The organism is Clostridium saudiense (assembly GCF_000577815.1).
Taxonomy (GTDB): domain Bacteria; phylum Bacillota; class Clostridia; order Clostridiales; family Clostridiaceae; genus Clostridium; species Clostridium saudiense.
Genome location: NZ_CBYM010000004.1, coordinates 32,145 through 50,640, shown reverse-complemented (window position 1 = coordinate 50,640; position 18,496 = coordinate 32,145). Strand labels below are relative to the sequence as shown.

17 protein-coding genes are annotated in these 18,496 nt (G+C 27.9%); 3 read left to right on the top strand and 14 right to left on the bottom strand.

Annotation, left to right across the window (positions count from 1 at the left end; all coding sequences use genetic code 11):
- Window positions 1-11: 11 nt before the first annotated feature.
- The 3 genes from TY07_RS03365 to TY07_RS03355 all read right to left on the bottom strand — a co-directional run bounded on the left by TY07_RS03365 (window position 12) and on the right by TY07_RS03355 (window position 3,330).
- On the bottom strand, window positions 12-980 hold the full coding sequence (locus tag TY07_RS03365; RefSeq protein WP_042395348.1) for an alpha/beta fold hydrolase: 969 nt from the start codon (window positions 978-980) through the stop codon (window positions 12-14).
- Window positions 981-1,140: 160 nt separating this feature from the next.
- Window positions 1,141-2,157, bottom strand: a complete 1,017-nt coding sequence (locus TY07_RS03360) for a LacI family DNA-binding transcriptional regulator (protein ID WP_042395346.1) — start codon at window positions 2,155-2,157, stop codon at window positions 1,141-1,143.
- A gap of 210 nt (window positions 2,158-2,367) precedes the next feature.
- Window positions 2,368-3,330 carry a DUF2232 domain-containing protein gene (locus tag TY07_RS03355; protein ID WP_042395343.1) on the bottom strand — a complete coding sequence of 321 codons (963 nt, stop codon included), beginning with the start codon at window positions 3,328-3,330 and terminating at the stop codon, window positions 2,368-2,370.
- 306 nt (window positions 3,331-3,636) lie between these two features.
- Between TY07_RS03355 and TY07_RS03350 the strand changes: the two genes are divergently transcribed.
- Together TY07_RS03350 and TY07_RS03345 are read left to right on the top strand one after the other, a co-directional pair.
- Window positions 3,637-4,386, top strand: coding sequence for a 3'-5' exonuclease (locus TY07_RS03350; protein ID WP_042395339.1), 750 nt, complete (start codon window positions 3,637-3,639; stop codon window positions 4,384-4,386).
- Between the two features lie 45 nt (window positions 4,387-4,431).
- A complete protein-coding gene (locus TY07_RS03345; RefSeq protein WP_042395337.1) occupies window positions 4,432-5,355 on the top strand; it encodes an NERD domain-containing protein in 924 nt (307 codons plus the stop codon).
- Between the two features lie 89 nt (window positions 5,356-5,444).
- On the opposite strand, the gene TY07_RS17965 is transcribed toward TY07_RS03345, so the two are convergent.
- From TY07_RS17965 to TY07_RS03335, 3 genes are all read right to left on the bottom strand, one after another.
- Window positions 5,445-5,597: a hypothetical protein gene (locus tag TY07_RS17965; protein WP_156327405.1), complete on the bottom strand. Its 153-nt coding sequence runs from the start codon at window positions 5,595-5,597 to the stop codon at window positions 5,445-5,447.
- Between the two features lie 19 nt (window positions 5,598-5,616).
- Window positions 5,617-7,395 carry a M3 family oligoendopeptidase gene (locus tag TY07_RS03340; RefSeq protein WP_042395334.1) on the bottom strand — a complete coding sequence of 593 codons (1,779 nt, stop codon included), beginning with the start codon at window positions 7,393-7,395 and terminating at the stop codon, window positions 5,617-5,619.
- Window positions 7,396-7,590: 195 nt separating this feature from the next.
- Window positions 7,591-8,301, bottom strand: a complete 711-nt coding sequence (locus TY07_RS03335) for a DUF2238 domain-containing protein (RefSeq protein ID WP_042395332.1) — start codon at window positions 8,299-8,301, stop codon at window positions 7,591-7,593.
- 719 nt (window positions 8,302-9,020) lie between these two features.
- Between TY07_RS03335 and asnA the strand changes: the two genes are divergently transcribed.
- Window positions 9,021-10,046, top strand: coding sequence for an aspartate--ammonia ligase (gene asnA / locus TY07_RS03330; RefSeq protein WP_042395329.1), 1,026 nt, complete (start codon window positions 9,021-9,023; stop codon window positions 10,044-10,046).
- Window positions 10,047-10,269: 223 nt separating this feature from the next.
- Here the strand turns inward: asnA and mnmA are convergent, their stop codons facing one another.
- The 8 genes from mnmA to TY07_RS03290 form a co-directional block, all read right to left on the bottom strand.
- Window positions 10,270-11,355, bottom strand: coding sequence for a tRNA 2-thiouridine(34) synthase MnmA (gene mnmA, locus TY07_RS03325; protein WP_042395326.1), 1,086 nt, complete (start codon window positions 11,353-11,355; stop codon window positions 10,270-10,272).
- A gap of 20 nt (window positions 11,356-11,375) precedes the next feature.
- Complete coding sequence (nifU, locus tag TY07_RS03320; protein ID WP_042395324.1) at window positions 11,376-11,819, bottom strand: Fe-S cluster assembly scaffold protein NifU; 444 nt, start codon at window positions 11,817-11,819, stop codon at window positions 11,376-11,378.
- Between the two features lie 2 nt (window positions 11,820-11,821).
- Complete coding sequence (nifS, locus tag TY07_RS03315) at window positions 11,822-13,006, bottom strand: cysteine desulfurase NifS (RefSeq protein WP_042395320.1); 1,185 nt, start codon at window positions 13,004-13,006, stop codon at window positions 11,822-11,824.
- Window positions 13,006-13,458, bottom strand: coding sequence for an RrF2 family transcriptional regulator (locus tag TY07_RS03310; protein ID WP_042395317.1), 453 nt, complete (start codon window positions 13,456-13,458; stop codon window positions 13,006-13,008). The genes nifS and TY07_RS03310 overlap by 1 nt, the downstream gene beginning before the upstream one ends.
- A 199-nt stretch (window positions 13,459-13,657) precedes the next feature.
- Entirely contained in the window at window positions 13,658-14,935 is a 1,278-nt protein-coding gene (locus TY07_RS03305; RefSeq protein ID WP_042395312.1) for an L-cysteine desulfidase family protein, read from the bottom strand.
- A 29-nt stretch (window positions 14,936-14,964) separates the two neighbouring features.
- Window positions 14,965-16,230 (bottom strand): replication-associated recombination protein A, encoded by a 1,266-nt coding sequence (locus TY07_RS03300; protein ID WP_042395310.1) that lies wholly within the window; start codon window positions 16,228-16,230, stop codon window positions 14,965-14,967.
- Window positions 16,231-16,400: 170 nt separating this feature from the next.
- Window positions 16,401-17,366: a CAP domain-containing protein gene (locus tag TY07_RS18285; RefSeq protein WP_052330598.1), complete on the bottom strand. Its 966-nt coding sequence runs from the start codon at window positions 17,364-17,366 to the stop codon at window positions 16,401-16,403.
- Window positions 17,367-17,639: 273 nt separating this feature from the next.
- Window positions 17,640-18,131: a hypothetical protein gene (locus tag TY07_RS03290; RefSeq protein ID WP_042395307.1), complete on the bottom strand. Its 492-nt coding sequence runs from the start codon at window positions 18,129-18,131 to the stop codon at window positions 17,640-17,642.
- Between the last annotated feature and the right edge of the window lie 365 nt (window positions 18,132-18,496).

Below are 18,496 nucleotides of genomic sequence, written 5' to 3'. Positions count from 1 at the left end.
TTAGTAAAATTTTATTTTAAAAATTCACTTATATTTTTTAAATACTCAATCATAATTTCATCATCTTCCATATAAAGTTCATGCTTCCCATTCTCAAATCTTATCTTTTTACACATATTTGCTATTTCACAAAATTTATTCTGCCCTTTTTCTTTTACAAAGGTATCTCTCCCTGCCTGAAAAAACAATATTGGTATATTTATTTTCTCAATATTCCTTTTCTTTAATATTTCCTTAGTTGCCTTTAAAGACTCATTAAGCCATTTAAAACTTCCACCACATCTTTGCAATTCCTCGTTTTTGTTTAAATAATCTAAATGATTTTTATATCTATACATATTAGAAGTTCCTGATGACTCTAAATCATATTTCCCTTCAAATGGACCTTGTCCAAATAAAAATTCCTCTCCCTTTCCAATATTAATATATATCTGACTTATTAAATAAGATATAGCCTTATGGTATTCCCCTGTATTTATATCCATCATCGGAGCACTTAATATAGCCTTTTTAAAATATCCACAGTACTTCTCTAAAAACATTGTACCGATAGCTCCTCCCATAGAATGTGCATATAAATATAAATCAACGTCTTTTCCTACAACAATAGTATCTAAGAAAATCCTTAAATCTTCTACATAATATTCAAACTTATCTATACTTATTTGACTTTTATGTTTTTTTCCAAATGAACCTGATCTTCCATGTCCCCTATGTTCAATTGCATATACTGAATAGCCCATTTCTGTAAAATAGTAAATTAACTCATTATATTTTTCTATACATTCAGAAAACCCATGCGAAATTACAATTCTACCTTTTTCATTTATTACAGAAAATACTTGGTAATAAATATTTAAGTTATTACATCCTTTAAAATATCCATCCTTTTTAATTTTATTAATACTTATCTTTACCTGTTCAACATCTTCTTCATTATATCCGTAATTTGAATAAATCCCACTTTTAATTGTTTCCATTTTTAACCTCCACCTAGCAACCCCCTTAATAACGTTTACAGTAAAAATATATAGTATTTTACTAAAAATATCAAGTTATTAATTTATAATAAAAAAAAATAGTAACAATAATAAATATTATTGTTACTATTTTAATCTCTAATTTATTAATTAAAATTAACTATTTTACATCCTTAACACTATTTCTTAATATAAACTCACTTGGTATTATTACTTTTTTAGCGTACTGTCTTCCCTTTAATTTCTCCATCATAAGTTCAACTGCAACTTCTCCTAAATACTCTATATGAACTCTTATAGCCGTTAATGGTGGATTAGTATATTGAGATATTATAGTATCATTAAATCCTATTATGCTAATATCATTTGGAACCTTAACTCCATTTTCTTGAAGTCCCTTAATAACACCGCTTGCAATTGTATCATTAGCTGTAAAGAATGCTGTTGGCATTTTACTTTCAGATCTTATAAATTTATTTATTGCTTCATACCCACCTTCAGCCGTCATACTACTATTGATTATAAATTCTTCCTTTAGCATTTGTTTATTATTCATATATTCATAAAAGAACTTTAGTCTATCATCGAACATAGGTATTTTATTATCTCCTAAAGTGTACTTTTCCCCAATAAATCCTATGTTCTTATGTCCAAGCTCTAAAAAATAATCTAATGCTTGTTTAACGCCTAATTTATAATTAACTTTAACACTATCATACAATTCATCATTTGGCGCTGAATCTATAAAAACTATATTTTGTGTTCTTTTCGATAATTCATTTACTTCATCCGAAGTAAACTTACCAACTGCAATTATTCCCTGTAGTTCAACTTCTTCTGCTAACTCAAATTCATTATCTTGCTTAAAAAATCTAACTAGCTTAATATTATTCTCAAAGGCTTTCTTTTCTACTATATTTCTTAAAAGTAAATAATATGGATCTTGTAATTGTTTAACTACATCATACATTTCAACAATTCCAACTATAAACATATTTTTACTAAAATTTTTACCTTTTCTTTGCTTTGCTGTTCTATAATTTAATTCCTCTGCTACTTGTAGTATTTGTGCCTTAGTTTCATCAGCAACTAAAATTCCACTATCATTGTTTAAAACCCTTGATACAGTAGCTAATGATACTCCTACCTTCTCTGCTATTTCTTTCAACGTAGCCATTATCCCTCACCTCAATATATCTTTCATCTTTGTTAATTATATAATAAACCTTAGCTTGTTATTTTTATCTTATCTTTTATAAAAATTACATTTTTATAAACTCTATAGCATACTATATATTACCATAAGGCTAATCAAATTACATTACTTAATATTAATTTTATCAATAAATAACTTTAAAATAAAAGATATATTATTTAAAAGTAATTTTTACTGTCTTTTTAAAACAACTTTATTTAACATATTTATTTGTGATTCCCTTAGCTTCATTGAATAGTTAATTACTAAACTTCCTACTACCAAAATAATAAACGTAGCTTTAAAGTCAACTAGCAGCATATAAAGCACCCCCAACCAAATTAATTGCGATGCACCATTAGATTTCACCTTTGTAGATAATCCCCTAATTACAAATGTAAAAGAATCTTTTAAAACAAAATATATTACTACTACTCTAATTGCCATTACTACCGTTTTAAAATAAACGAATTTAAATTCAAAACCTGTTAATTTTAATATTTCAATTAAAATTAAATATATAATTCCAAAATAATATGTACTCGTGCTACAACATATATAAGAACCATATCTTTTAAAGTTTTTAATTATCATATATTTTTCATTACAATTTTCATTTAATATTCTAAGCTTTTTACCTATAAATAAAGCTCCAATATAAGATATTAATATTGTACCTATAGGCATTGTTGCAACAAAAATATTAAAAGCAACTTCCATATATTCACCATTTAAAGGAAACAATTCTGTATAGCTATCAAATTCTTTCATAAAACTATAACCTGTTAATTTAGAAAAATAAATATCAATCAAAACCATAACAAAAGTTCCTAAAATTGCTGAATAAAATAAATCATCAAATATTGTTCCTTTTCTTCTAATAAAATACCCACAAATCAATCCCATTATAATTCCTTGGCTCATCCAAATTGCTGATGCTACGTCACCTACTGCAAGAGTTACAATAAGCAATGATGTAATAGAAGATAATAATGTATACTTAAAATCAAGCCTCATAAATATAAGACAAATAAAAAGTGGCACTATCATATCCAAATATAATGTATATGCTATTCCTGTGTAAATTGCTACCATGCTTGAAACCACAAATAAAGCTGATAACATTGCTGCTTCTGTTAATTTTTTTGTTTTCAAATTATGTTCACCACACTTAATCTTAATGTATCTTTATTTATTATATGCTTTTCTTATAAAGTTAATAGTAAATTTTCTTTAAATATTATTTATTGTAATTTATTTCTTTTGATTTATAATAAATATTTAACCCTTCAAATGTTGGCTCTATTCCATTCTTAATACATTCTTCAACATATTCCTTTAAAACATAAATACTCATTTATTACACCTCTTTTTAAGACATTTTTAATTATTTATGTTTTAATATATGTAATAGAAGTTATGTAAATGACTAAAAAATAAAAATTTTATCGTAGGTGTAAAATGAACTATATAATTTTTGATTTAGAATTTAATCAACAACATCCTGAAGATGTAGTAATAGATGCTCCTAAACCATCTTTACTATTTGAAATAATTCAAATTGGAGCAATAAAATTAAATAAAAATTTTGAAACCATAGGAACATTTAATTCCTTAATTAAACCTAATATTCATAAAAGGCTTCATCCTTATGTTGAAGAATTAACAAAAATAAATATTAATGATTTAAATGCTTCTTATAACTTTATTGATGTTTTTAAACAATTCATTGATTTTATTGGAAAAGATAAGAGTACTTTAGTTGTATGGGGTGATTCTGATATTACAGAATTAATAAAGAATATGGGATTTTATAATATTCCCACTACCTTTATTCCTGAAAAATATATTGATATTCAGCACTATGCAACTAAACTGCTTAATGTTCCTAAAGGTCAAAAAATTGGCTTAAAAAAAGCTGTTGAAGCATTAGAAATACCTATTGATGGTGATTTCCATGATGCATTTTTTGATGCACATTATACTGCAGAAGTATTTAAAAAAATATATAATAAGCAATTATTATCTAAGCCAATTAATAAAGCTAATACTAAGCGACCTAAAGTAAAAAAAGAAAAACTTGATTCAAATGCACTAATCAATGAATTTGAAAAGAAATATAATAGAAAAATGTCAAAAGAAGAAATTGAAATGATACGTTTAGCATATTTTATGGGTAAAACTAAACAATTTATAATTAAAGATGAATAATTTTCCATAAAAGTAGATATTCTAATACTAAAGGAGGCTACGTAAATGTTGCTTGTTTTAGGAGATATTATTTTATTTACTTTTAGAATTATATTTACTCTTTTGAAATTTATAATAAAAGCCATTGTAAAAACACTAACTTTTATATTAACTAAACCTTTTTTAAGGTTTCCATTTTTACTTTTTACTATTGGCTTTTTTCTTCATATAAAATTTAATACATTAGCAACTATATACTTTTTATATTTAGTAAATATATGCGCTATTAAATTCAAGATATACGAAAAAATATATATAGATTTAAGTTATTTATTTGATACTATATTTAATTCATATAAAGTTTCGCACAATTTAAGAGCTTTAAAAAATGATAGTATTATTTTAAATAATATTCACTTAGAAAATAATGATGAAGATAGTTGCTTAATTGATGATCTTGTAATAACAAATAGTGGAGTTTTTGCAATTAAAACATTAACTTATCCTTATACAGATTTCACAAAAAACAAATATTCTAATGAAATTGCATTTGATAATGAAGATTTAAATGATGATACTATACTTGATAATAATGTACTTAATAAAATATACGATGAATGTACCAATTGTTATAACATACTACAAGACATTTTGTCTTCTGATATTCCTATAACCAATATAATTGCTCTTCCTCAAAAAAGCCTTGTTATTAAACAAAATGAAGTACTTGATACACCAATAGTAACCGCAGAGGATTTACCTTATTTTATTAAAAATAAAATAAATAAAGATAGTACTTATTCTCCTCTAAAAATTAAGGAAACTGTACTTCAAAATAAATCTTGGAGCTTTGATATATTATTAGATAAACTCCTAAGCTTTCTTAATCATAGTAAATTTATAATTTTATTTATATCATTGTTCATTATTACTTATTATATTTATATAACATTTGTAACTTATATATTTTTTAAATTTGTTTCATTATAAATTAAATTATTTTTTCTAAACTATTGTCCTTTATAAACAAATAAGAGTAATAAACTAATATTATAGTTTATTACTCTTATTCTTATAAATTAGCCTAACATTTCATACTCTTCCATATGTGCTTGCTTTACTATTTTATTATATACTTCTTTAATATCATCAGCATTCTTATCAAATGCTATCCCCTCTACTAGTGCATCTAAAACAACAATAATTTCATCTTTGCTTAAATTTATATCCATTGTAATTCACCTCTTTAACTTAATGTTTTTTACTCATTTTAATAAACTCTTCTATATCCTCTTCAATAGTCTTTAAAGAATTCTTCCAGAACTCTTTATCATGAATATCAATTCCTACTTCTTTAGTTATATCTGCTATTTTATTTTTACCTGTAATTGATAAAAGTTTTTCATATTCACTTACAAAATCTTCACCTTTTTTAAGGTATTCAGCATATAATCCCTTTGCAAATAAAAGTCCAAATGCATATGGGAAGTTATAGTAATTATAATTTGCATCATAATAATGAGGTTTCCAAGCCCACATATATGGATGTAAAAACTTTTCGTCTAATCCATCTCCATAAGCTTCTTTCTGCGCTTCTATCATAAGTCCCTTTATTTGTTCAACTGTTAATGCACTTTCTTTTCTAGCTTCAAATACTGACTTTTCAAATAAAAATCTTGAATAAATATCTACAATAACTTGTGTACAATCACAAATTTCTGTTTCTAATATAGCTAAAGCTTCTTTATGTTTAACATCTTTAATTGCAGCTTTTTTTATTATAGTTTCACAAAATGTTGATGCTGTTTCTGCTATTGGCATAGGATAATCTGAATTTAATATAGATTCATTTTTTAGACACTCACCATGGAATCCGTGTCCAAGTTCATGAGCCATAGTAACAACATCACCAAAACTTCCCCCAAAGTTTAATAAGATTCTGCTTTCACCTAAAGTATGAATTCCTTGACAAAAAGCTCCTCCTACTTTTCCTTCTCTTGGCTCTACATCTATCCAATTATTATCAATAGCCTTTTGTGCGAAATCTGCTAAATCATCACTAAAAGTTCTAAAATTCTTGACTATAAATTTACTAGCTTCATCATAAGTAAAATTCATATTGGCATTATTAATTGGAGCATATAAATCGTAAAATGGTAATCCATTTTTATGCCCTAATATTTCTGCTTTTCTTCTTAAGTACTTTCTAAATACAGGTAAACTTTCTTTCATTGCTTCAATCATTGCATTTAATGACTCTTCATCCATTCTTGAATTTAAAAGTGTTTCTTCTAATGGAGATTCATATCCTCTTAATTCACAAACAGTTAATACTTCACCCTTTATTCCATTAAGAGCAGCAGCCACTCCCTCTTCAACTTTCTTATATGACTTTATTTCTGCTTCATAAGCTTTTTTTCTAACTTTTTCATTTTTATCATAAGCCATATTTAAAACAACTGTTAATGGGTATTCTTTTACTTTACCACCTTCTGTCATTTCAACAGTTAATGATGAAATTAAATTATCTTTTAATTTACTCCATGCATTTGATCCTGTATTTCTCATATTTGCAATTATATTTTCTTCTTTTTCACTTAATAAATATTTACTATCTTCAACTATACTCTTTAATAAAAATGCATGTTCTTTTAATAATGATGATTTCTCAATTATAGAGTCAATATCCTCTATTTCACTTATATACCTTTCAATTTTAGTAGAACCTTTAACTAAATAAGTTAACTTCTTTTCAAAGATATCTGAATTTTTAAGTGCTTCTGTATCTTTTGTATTTACACTAATACTTAGTTCAATAAATTGCCCTAACTTACTAATCAGTTCCTCTAATTTTATATATTTATTTAAATATTCTTCTAACTTTTCTAATACATTTTCATAATGCTTAACTGCTTCTTCAATCCAATTGTTTATTTCATTTATTTCTTCAGTTAGGCTATTCATATCATTTTTAAATTCAACACTCTCAAATGATTCATATAGCTCTTTTAAACTCCAATTTAATCCCACTTTATAACCTCCAAATTTTATTTAAATTATTTATATTAATTATATACTTATGCTGAAAATTTTTCCAACAAAATATTATATTCTCCTCTTTATAATTAAAAATATTTACATTTAGTTACTAAAAATTTTATTTTTTAATAATAAAAAAAGTAAAATGAATTTTAATATTATAATTCATTTTACTTTTTATATTTATTATTTTCTTGTACTTCTTACTTGAAGTTTTTCAATCCAGCCTTTGTTATACCTTAATGAAATATAACCAATAACACTCATTATAAATGCTCCAACTGCATCTACAAATAAATCTACCATTGTATCCGTTAATGCAGCTCTTCCTATTAATTGAGTACCATTTTCCAAGGCGAATTTTTGCATATTAAGCCCTAAAATTCCATCAAAGGTAAATTCATAAAACTCCCAAATAACACCTAATGTTACTGCAAAACAAAATGAAAATAACGCAACAAAAAGAGGACTTAAAACTATTGGTACCTTTTCTGTCTTATTCAATAAAGTAACAATTGAAAATCCTAAAGCTCCAATCATTGCTCCACTAAAAGTATGTAATATATTATCCCAATTTGGAACATTATAATAAAAACTTCTAACTTCACCTAAATATATTGCTGCATATAAGAATATTGTATATAAAATCAACATATAAGATGGGATTGCTATTTTAAATTTATTTTCTAACATCCCTGGTAATAACATTGCTACTATACCTAAAATACATTGAGATAACATCAATGCATAATCACTTTTTAAACGCACAAAAGATTCAGTTGAATCTGCAACTGTTGGTGCATCATTTATCTCAAAAATTAAGAATATAGTAGTCAAAATTAAAGTAATTAACACAAAGTAGCTTAATAACTTTTGCCAATTAATTTTTTTCTTCATTTTTCATCTCCCCATAAAAATTTATATTTAAAATAATTTATTATTTCAACTATTTATTCTATATTATATTATGTAAAAAGTAAAATAATATGTCCCTCTTTTCAATAATAGTAATTAATAGCTTACACATATTTTACATTTTATTCATTTTTACTCTTTACATTTTATTAACTTTAGTATATTATAATATTAATTTAAATTTAAAACACATAATCAGCATTGAAGGAAAGAGTAATTTTAATGATATCTTTAAGCGAGTAAGGGATGGTGTAAGCCTTATAAGATTAGTTTTAATGAAAAACATTCCTGAGCTTCTAACCGAACAATTGAGATTGAAAAGGAAACATCTTTTCCTTACGTCAAAGATGTAAGTTCGATTTGCCAAATTAAAATTGAACCTTAAAAGGAAACATCTTTTCCTTACGTCAAAGATGTAAGTTCGATTTGCCAAATTAAAATTGAACCTTAAAAGGAAACATCTTTTCCTTACGTCAAAGATGTAAGTTCGATTTGCCAAATTAAAATTTGGAATCTCACTTATCTCACTTAAGTAGACTTAGACGGGGCCTTACCGTTAAAAAAGGACAGTCTTAAATTATTATTAATTTAGCACTGATTAAGAGGCTTGATGCAAATTAGGTGGTACCGCGGAAGTAACCTTTCGTCCTATTTATTTAGGATGGAAGGTTTTTTTATATTATTTTTAGGAGGTTATTAACATGACAAAAGAATTAAAATCAAAGGTATTTATACCACAAAACTACAAATCAAAGTTATCATTAATTGAAACTGAAATAGCAATAAAGAAAGTCAAGGATTTTTTTGAAAGCAACCTTGCCGCAACTTTAAACCTAACAAGAGTTTCTGCTCCACTATTCCTTGAAAATGGTTCAGGTTTAAATGATAACTTAAATGGAATAGAAAGACCTGTAAGCTTTGATATGCTTGCTATTAAAGATAGTAACTTAGAAATAGTTCATTCACTTGCCAAATGGAAAAGATTTGCGCTTCACAGATATAAATTTCAACCTGGATCTGGTTTATATACTGATATGAATGCAATTAGACGAGATGAAGAATTAGATAATCTACACTCTATTTATGTAGATCAATGGGATTGGGAAAAGGTAATTACAAAAGAAGAAAGAACTACTGATACTTTAAAAAGCACAGTAAGAAAGATATTTTCTGTTTTTAAAGCTACTGAAGATTTTGTATCTACACAATATCCTTCAATCGAAAAAATTCTACCACAAGATATCACTTTTGTAACGGCACAAGAATTAGAAGATATGTATCCTGAACTTACAGCTAAAGAAAGAGAAAATGCAATTTGCAAAAAACATAAGGCAGTATTTATTCAAGGAATTGGTGATACATTAAAATCTGGTGAAAAGCATGATGGAAGAAGTCCTGACTATGATGACTGGAGCTTAAATGGAGATATTTTATTCTATGATCCATTATTTGATTCAGCAATTGAATTATCTTCTATGGGCATAAGAGTTGATAAAGAAGCCTTAGATTATCAATTAAAGAAAGCTAACTGTGAAGATAGACGTGAACTTCCATTCCACAAAGCATTATTTGAAGATAAACTACCACTTACTATGGGCGGAGGAATTGGACAATCAAGAATTTGTATGTTCTTCTTAAGAAAAGCACATATAGGAGAAGTTCAAGCTTCTATTTGGGATAACTATACTCACGAAAAATGTGAAGAAGCTGGCATAGAGCTACTTTAGTTTAGTTAATAGTTATTAGTTAATAGTTAATAATTAATATAGAAACTCCTTTTGGAGTTTCTATATTATATATTTTTAGAAATTTAGCATAAGCTGAATTCATTCCTTAACTTTTAACTATTAACTCTTAACTAACTTTACTCTTAGCTTTTAATTAAATAAAAGTCATAGCAAATGAACCATTATCATATAATTATGAGTTCAAATGCTACGACCTTTTATTTTATATTATTCCGGCAATAATTCCTCCACCAACAACTTTGTTTCCTTGATAGAAAACAACTGATTGGCCTTTTGTTATTGCTCTTTGTTTTTCTTTAAAACTTACTTTAACTTTACCATCTCTTAAAGGTGAAATAACTGCTTCAGCTGGTTTTCCTGAATATCTAACCTTTGCTTCAACTGTTATTGGTTCTTCAAGCTTATCAAATGGAATAAAGTTAACATCCTTAGCAACTAAGTCAGTCTTAAATATATCCTCTTCTGGACCTAATACTACTTCATTAGTTCTAGGATTAATATCTGTTACAAATACAGGTCTTCCAAGAGCTATTCCAAGTCCTTTTCTTTGACCTATAGTATAGTAAACTATCCCTTTATGTTGCCCTAATATATTTCCGTTTTTATCAACAAAGTTTCCTGGTACAACTTCTAGCGGTCTAGCTTCACTTATGTATCTACCATGATTATTATCTGGTATAAAGCAAATTTCTTCACTATCTTTCTTATTATATACTGATAATCCAATTTCTTTAGCAATTTCTCTTATTCTATCCTTAGTATATTCACCACAAGGCATAAGAGTATGTGCTAATTGTTCTTGAGTAAAGTTATATAATGCATATGTTTGGTCTTTTCTATCATCATCTGAACGAATTAAAAGATATCTTCCATTTTCATCTTGCTCGATTTTAGCATAGTGACCTGTTGCAACATAATCCGCACCTATACCTTGAGCTTTTCTTAATAGCTCATCAAATTTTAAATGTTTATTACATGCTATACATGGATTTGGTGTTTTTCCATCTATGTATTCTTGAACAAAATAATCAATAACTTTTTCTTTAAAGCTATCTCTAAAGTTCATTACATAAAAAGGAATACCAATTTTATTTGCAACTCTTCTTGCATCATCTACAGCTGAAAGTGAACAACACCCACCTTCTCTTTCTGTATAATCTTTATCTTCTTGCCATATTTGCATTGTAACACCAATTACATCATAGCCTTGTTCTTTTAAAAGGTAAGCAGCAACGGAGCTATCAACTCCGCCACTCATACCTATAACTACTTTTTTCTTCTTTTCCATCAAATCACACCTTAAGTTTTTTATTCGTGTCCGTGTACTGCATCATGTAATTCATCATGATCTGTTTCTTCGAATTCCCATCCTTCAGTGCTTAAACCAGCATTTTTTCTGTAGTCATTAATTGCTTTGTGTATAGCTTCTTCAGCTAATACTGAACAGTGCATTTTTACTGGTGGAAGTCCATCTAAAGCTTCAGCAACTGCTTTATTTGATAATTCCCAAGCTTCTTCTAAAGTCTTTCCTTTAATCATTTCTGTAGCCATTGAAGATGAAGCTATAGCTGATCCACATCCAAAAGTTTGGAATTTAACATCTTTAATAATGTTATCTTCTACCTTTAAGTAAACTCTCATTATATCTCCGCATTTAGCATTTCCAACTTCTCCAATACCATTTGCGTCTTCAATTTCTCCTACATTTCTTGGATTTCTAAAATGGTCCATAACTTTATCTGTATATATCATAATTATTTTTCTCCCTTCTTAACAAAATCACTCCATAATGGTGACATATTTCTAATTCTTTGAATAATTCCAGGTAATACCTCTAAAACATAATCAACATCTTCTTCTGTTGATCCATCACCTAATGTTAATCTTAATGATCCATGAGCTAATTCATGTGGTAATCCTATTGCTAAAAGTACATGTGATGGGTCTAATGATCCTGATGTACAAGCACTACCACTTGATGCACATATTCCTTCAAAATCTAAAGATAATAAAATTGATTCACCTTCTATATACGTAAATCTTACATTTACATTACCAGGTAATCTCTTATCACCTCTTGGTCCATTTAAATATGAATATGGAACTCTTTCTAATATTCCATCTATAAGTTTATCTCTAAGCACTGTAAGTCTTTCCATGTGAGCTTCAATATCATTTGTAGCTAACTCTATAGCTTTACCTAATCCAACAACTGAAGCTATATTTTCTGTACCTGCTCTTCTAGCTCTTTCTTGACCTCCACCATGGATTAAATTGTCTATTCTTACACCTTTTCTTATGTATAAAGCACCTATTCCTTTAGGTCCATAAATCTTATGTCCTGCTAAAGATAAAAGGTCTATATTCATTTCTTTTACATCAACTGGAACATTTCCAACTGCTTGAACTGCATCTGTATGGAATAGAACTTTTCTTTCTCTACAAATTGCACCAATTTCTTTTATTGGTTGAATAGTTCCAATTTCATTATTTGCAAACATAATTGATACTAAAATAGTTTTATCAGTTATTGCATTTTTTAATTCTTCTAAATCAATAAATCCTTCTTCATTAACATCTAAATAAGTTACTTCAAAACCATTCTTTTCTAGATATTCACAAGTATGAAGAACTGCATGATGTTCTATCTTAGTAGTTATTATATGATTTCCTTTTTTTCTATGTGCTGATGCAATACCTTTAATTGCCCAGTTATCTGACTCAGATCCACCCCCTGTGAAGTAAACCTCATTCATATCACAATTTAAAGCTTTAGCAACTTGACCTCTAGCTTTATCAATTGCCATCTTAGTTTCTCTTGATATTCCATAAAAAGATGATGGATTACCAAACTTTTCTGTAAAATACGGCATCATTTCTTCTAAAACTTCTGGCTTTACATAAGTAGTAGCCGCATAGTCCATATATACTGTTTTCATTATTGCTCACTCCTCTTTAATGTTAATGCTTCATTCTTTTCTTTAATTTTATTGTAGTCATCTACTATATCTTGTAACGTTATGCCTTCCATAACTTCATCTATACTATTTTTAATTTTTGTCCATAAAAGTCTAGTTGCGCAGCAATCTATATTATCACATGATACCCCTTCAATACAATCAGCAATTTCTATTGGGCCCTCAAGGACGTACATTATATCAGATACTTTTATATCTTTAGGTTCTCTACCTAAAACATATCCACCTTGAGCCCCCCTTATACTATTAATAAGTTTTGCTCTTCTTAGCGGTGAAAATAATTGCTCTAAATAATACTCAGATATTCCTTGCCTTTGCGAAATAGTTTTTATTGATAGGGGAGAACTTCCATAATGGATTGCTAATTCAACCATGGCTTTTACTCCATATCTTCCTTTAGTTGATAGTTTCATTTTCTCACCCCTTATTCAGACTTTTTTGCTCTGCTTTATGTTTATATCATACTAACTTACTCTGTTTTTGTCAACCCTGAAATACACATACTTTCAGAATTAACTTCAAATTTTTTATGTAAACTTTTTTAATGAGTTTTATTCATTACATCATTTATTTTATTTAAATATTTTTAACTTTTTATATTATTAAAATTCATTATACTTCAAGCATTATTTCTAGTATTTCTTTATCAGTTTCTTTCATTCCCTCTTTACCTAATCTACCTACTGCAGTTATTGTTTTTTCAATATTTTCCTTCAATATACCCGTATTAGCACTATAACATTGATCTTCCATAGCAAGATAATGCCCCATCATACTAGCATCAACACTGGTAGCTATTTTAGCTGCACAAGATGCCTTTGCTCCATCACAAACTATTCCTGAAATATTCGCTAATGTATTTGTAACCGTCTTATTTATTTGATCTAATGTACCACCTTCTAAATATGTAATTGCAGCTCCACTAGCACATCCTGCACTTACAGCCCCACAAAAGGCAGAAAGTCTTCCTATACCTGTTTTTTGATGTATAGTCATTAGATTAGAGAATACTAACCCTCTATATAATAACTCTTCAGACAATCCCTTTTCTTTTGCATATATTATTACTGGAATTGAAGTTGCCATACCTTGATTTCCACTTCCTGAGTTAGTCATAACAGGTAATGAACTACCACTCATTCTTGCTTCTGAAGCAGCTGCAGCATAAACTTTTAGCTTAGTAACAATTGAGTTTGGATAGCATTTCATAAGCATTTTACCTATACCTACTCCATATTCTCCTTTTAATCCTTCTTCTGCTATTGATATGTTATACTCTATTTGTTTATCTAACAATTCTTTTATATCTTTAATATCAACAGTATTTGCAAATTCATATATATCATTAACATTTAAAATACTTCTATCAATAAATACACCTAAATATTTACTTGGATCCTCATTACCTTCGAATAATATCTCCCCATTTTTTATTACCTTAGATATATTATTATGTGCATATTTTATTTCAACTATGGCGCTATCATTTTCACTATATACTTCCATTACTATATGTAACTGAATATCTGTATCTAATCTTTCAACAAAGCAATAATCTTCATTCATAAGTTTATTAGCTTCATTTATATGCTCTTCTCCTACTTCACTAATAACTTGCAATTCTTTACTTGAATCACCAGCTAAAACTCCAATTATTGAACTAGCCTTAATTCCTACTAAATCTCCTGTATTAGGAACAGTTACACACATTGCATTTTTTATTATATTACCGCTACATTTTGCCACAACCTTATCTGGCATTTTCCCTAATACTTCTCTAGCCTTTGCAGCTGCATATGCTATGGCAATAGGTTCAGTACATCCCATTGCTGGTACTAGCTCTTCTTTTAAAATTTGTAAATAATCATTATACTTCTCTTGTTTCATCATCTGTTTCCCCATTTTATTATATTATTATTTTACTTTTTAATTTTATCCCAATAATCTTTTGTAGCTCTTTCAAACTTATTATCTCCATACTCATAATAAGTTCTATTTTTCAAGTTATTAGGTAAATATTGTTGTGTTACATAATGATTAGGATAGCTATGTGGATATTTATATTCAATTCCTCTTCCCATTTTACACGCTCCACTATAATGAGCATCCTTTAAATGAGTAGGTATATCCCCTATAGACATATTTTCTAAATCATTTAATGCTGCATCTATTGCTAAATATGCTGAATTAGATTTTGGACTTGTTGCTAAAAGGATAGTTGCCTCTGCAAGTGGAATTCTTGCTTCTGGAAATCCTAATTCCCTAGCAGAATCAACTAGTGACTTTACAATTAAACTTGCCTGTGGATAAGCAAGACCTATATCCTCCGCTGCAATTACTTGTAATCTTCTACAAATAGAAATCAAATCACCAGCCTTAATAAGTCTAGCTAAATAATGAATAGCAGCGTCAGCATCACTACCACGAATTGATTTTTGAAAGGCACTTAGTATATCATAATGTGCATCACCATCATTATCATAAGCAATTACCTTACTTTGAGTTGAATCCTTAACAACATTTAAATCAATTACTACAATTTTATCACTATTAGGCCTAGTTGAATTTAATGCAATTTCTAATCCATTAATAGCCTTTCTTACATCGCCATTACAATAAGATGCTAAATAATTTATAGCTTCATCTTTAACATCTAATTTTATTTCATTATATCCTTTACTTTTAATATCTATAGCTCTATTAAGCGCTTTCTTTATATCATCCTCTTCTACTGGTTTGAACTCAAATATAGTTGATCTTGAAAGTAAAGCCTTAAAAATATAAAAATATGGATTTTCTGTAGTTGATGCAATTAAAGTTATTCTTCCATCTTCAATATATTCTAAAAGTGATTGTTGCTGCTTTTTATTAAAGTTTTGAATCTCGTCTAAATAAAGAACCACACCATTAACGCCTAAAAAAGTATCTAACTCTTTTGTTATTTCCTGAATATCTTTTAATGAAGCATTTGTAGCATTAAGCTTATAAAATCTTTTTCCTGCCTTTTCTGCAATAATATTCGCTACTGTGGTCTTTCCTACTCCTGGTGGCCCATAAAATATCATATTTGAAATTCTACCACTCTTTACTATTCTATCTAAAATTTTATTTTCTCCTAATATATGTTGTTGACCACAAACTTCACTTAATTGTGTAGGCCTAATTAAATCTGCTAATGGTTTCATTTTTTCACCTCAAATATTTCTTCCTCATATTATATAAAATCTACAGCCTTTTTTACAACTCTTTCAATCATTATTAAAGTATAGCATAAAATTCGTTTAAATATAAAAAAAATGAGAGATTGCAATTTTTATTTACAATCTCTCATTTCAATATTTATTTAACTATTTAATTATCTATAAAATTCTTGAGTAGCATATACTTTATTACCTATTTTATATACTCCAACTCCTATACTTGAGAAGTTAGTTGATAATATATTTTCTCTATGACCTGATGAGTTCATCCAGTTTGTCATAAATCTTTCTGCTAAAGCATCTGCGCTTATATTACCGCCAATATAGGCTATATTTTCTCCCCATGCCTTATATGATACGCCGTCTTTTTTCATTTGAGTTGTTATAAGATTTCCATTTAAATCTTCATGACTAAAGTAATTATTATCTCCCATATCTTGTGATTTAATTCTAGCGTATTTTTGCATTACTGTATTATATGTTAATGTTGGAACTCCTGCTTTTGCTCTTTCTTCATTTACTTTATTATATATAGCTGTTTCTACAGCTGCCATAAAGTTTTCATCCGCATTAGTTACATTATTTTCTGTAGAGTTATCCGGTGTTTCGTCAACTACTGGTGTATTTGGAACACTTGGTGTTTCATCTACTGTTGGTGTATCCGGAACACTTGGTGTTTCATCCACTACCGGTGTATCTGGAACACTTGGCGTTTCATCCACTGTTGGTGTATCTGGTGTACTTGGTGTTTCATCAACAGTTGGTGGAACTATTGTATCCTCTGGTGTTTCAGTATTGTTACTTGGTGGAACTATACTATCGTTATTATTATTGTTATTGTTTCCTCCATTATTAGGCTTGTCTACTGTTCCTCCAATAATTATACTTCCACATGAACTATTCGACCACCATATTTTTTTGAATATTACTCCTTGTAATAAACCACCTGAAATACTACATTTATTATTTTCACTTGAATTTGTTTCTGAAGAACTTACTTTATTAATTGTTATTAAATTTGTTTTTCCTTGAGAACATTCTTTTACAGCTGCAAAAGTTGGTGTAACCGCACCCCCTAGCACTGTTAATGTAACTATACTGGCAATTAGTTTTTTCTTCATCTGTACCACTCCTTTTTATTTTTTCGAACAACTTAATATTGTCCAATATCTTATTAGTTCAAAGTACTTTTTACTTTCACTAAAGCCGCCAGATACAGTTATATCATATTTTTATCACAGAACTAACAGTAGATTCCTTCTTTACATACCAATAATGACTAATCTAAATTTCACATTCCTTAATAACCATAAAAATACCAATAAAATTTCTGCATATTTTCTGACTTTATAACAATTTGGTAATTTTATACTTACAATAAATTACCACGTATATTATTGATTTTTTTGGAAATTTACATTTTCATTTTCAGCTATTTCTAAACTTTCATACTCCTTAACACTCTTAATTACATAATTTCCTTTTTCCTTTTTAAGAACAACCTCTACTGGAACATTATTTCCCTCTACTGAATCATATCCTTCCTCTACCCCATCACTTTCTAAAGTTGTCCCTTGTGCCTCCATATTTAAAACCATACAAAGCTTATATTCTCCATCTTCCTTTGTTACTCCCTTAACTTCACTTTCATATTTAGTAAATTCAACTTTTCCAATAAGGTAACTGTAAAAAACTTCGTAATTGCATTCATTAAATGTGTCTTCATCAATATAATTACTTACTTCATCATCATATGAATTTTCATATGACAGCACTTTATCTACAATTTCTTTCATTTCATTAATATCTTTAGATGATATATTACTACTACACCCAACTACACTTATAGAAAATAACATTAATATAAATACCACTATTTTTTTCATATCTTCCTTACCACCTTTACAAACTTTATTTATACATTCTTATGTAACCTTCCCCAAAGATATGAATTTTACATTGTGAAAATTAAGTGAAGCTCTAAATTTTAATTTAGTTAGCTGAACTTACTCCTCTGAATGATAATGAGGAGCGAGTCTCCCTTAAAAGCTCTAAATTTTAATTTAGTTAGCTGAACTTACTCCTCTGAATGATAATGAAGAGCGAGTTTCCATTAAAAATAAAATTCTTAAATACTATTGTCATACTTTTTTTAAAAGTAATTTACCCAAGTGATAACCACTTTATAAACTTTATCAAATTATCCGAAATTAATTATATAAATTAAAGATGAAATTCAACTTATTCCTCA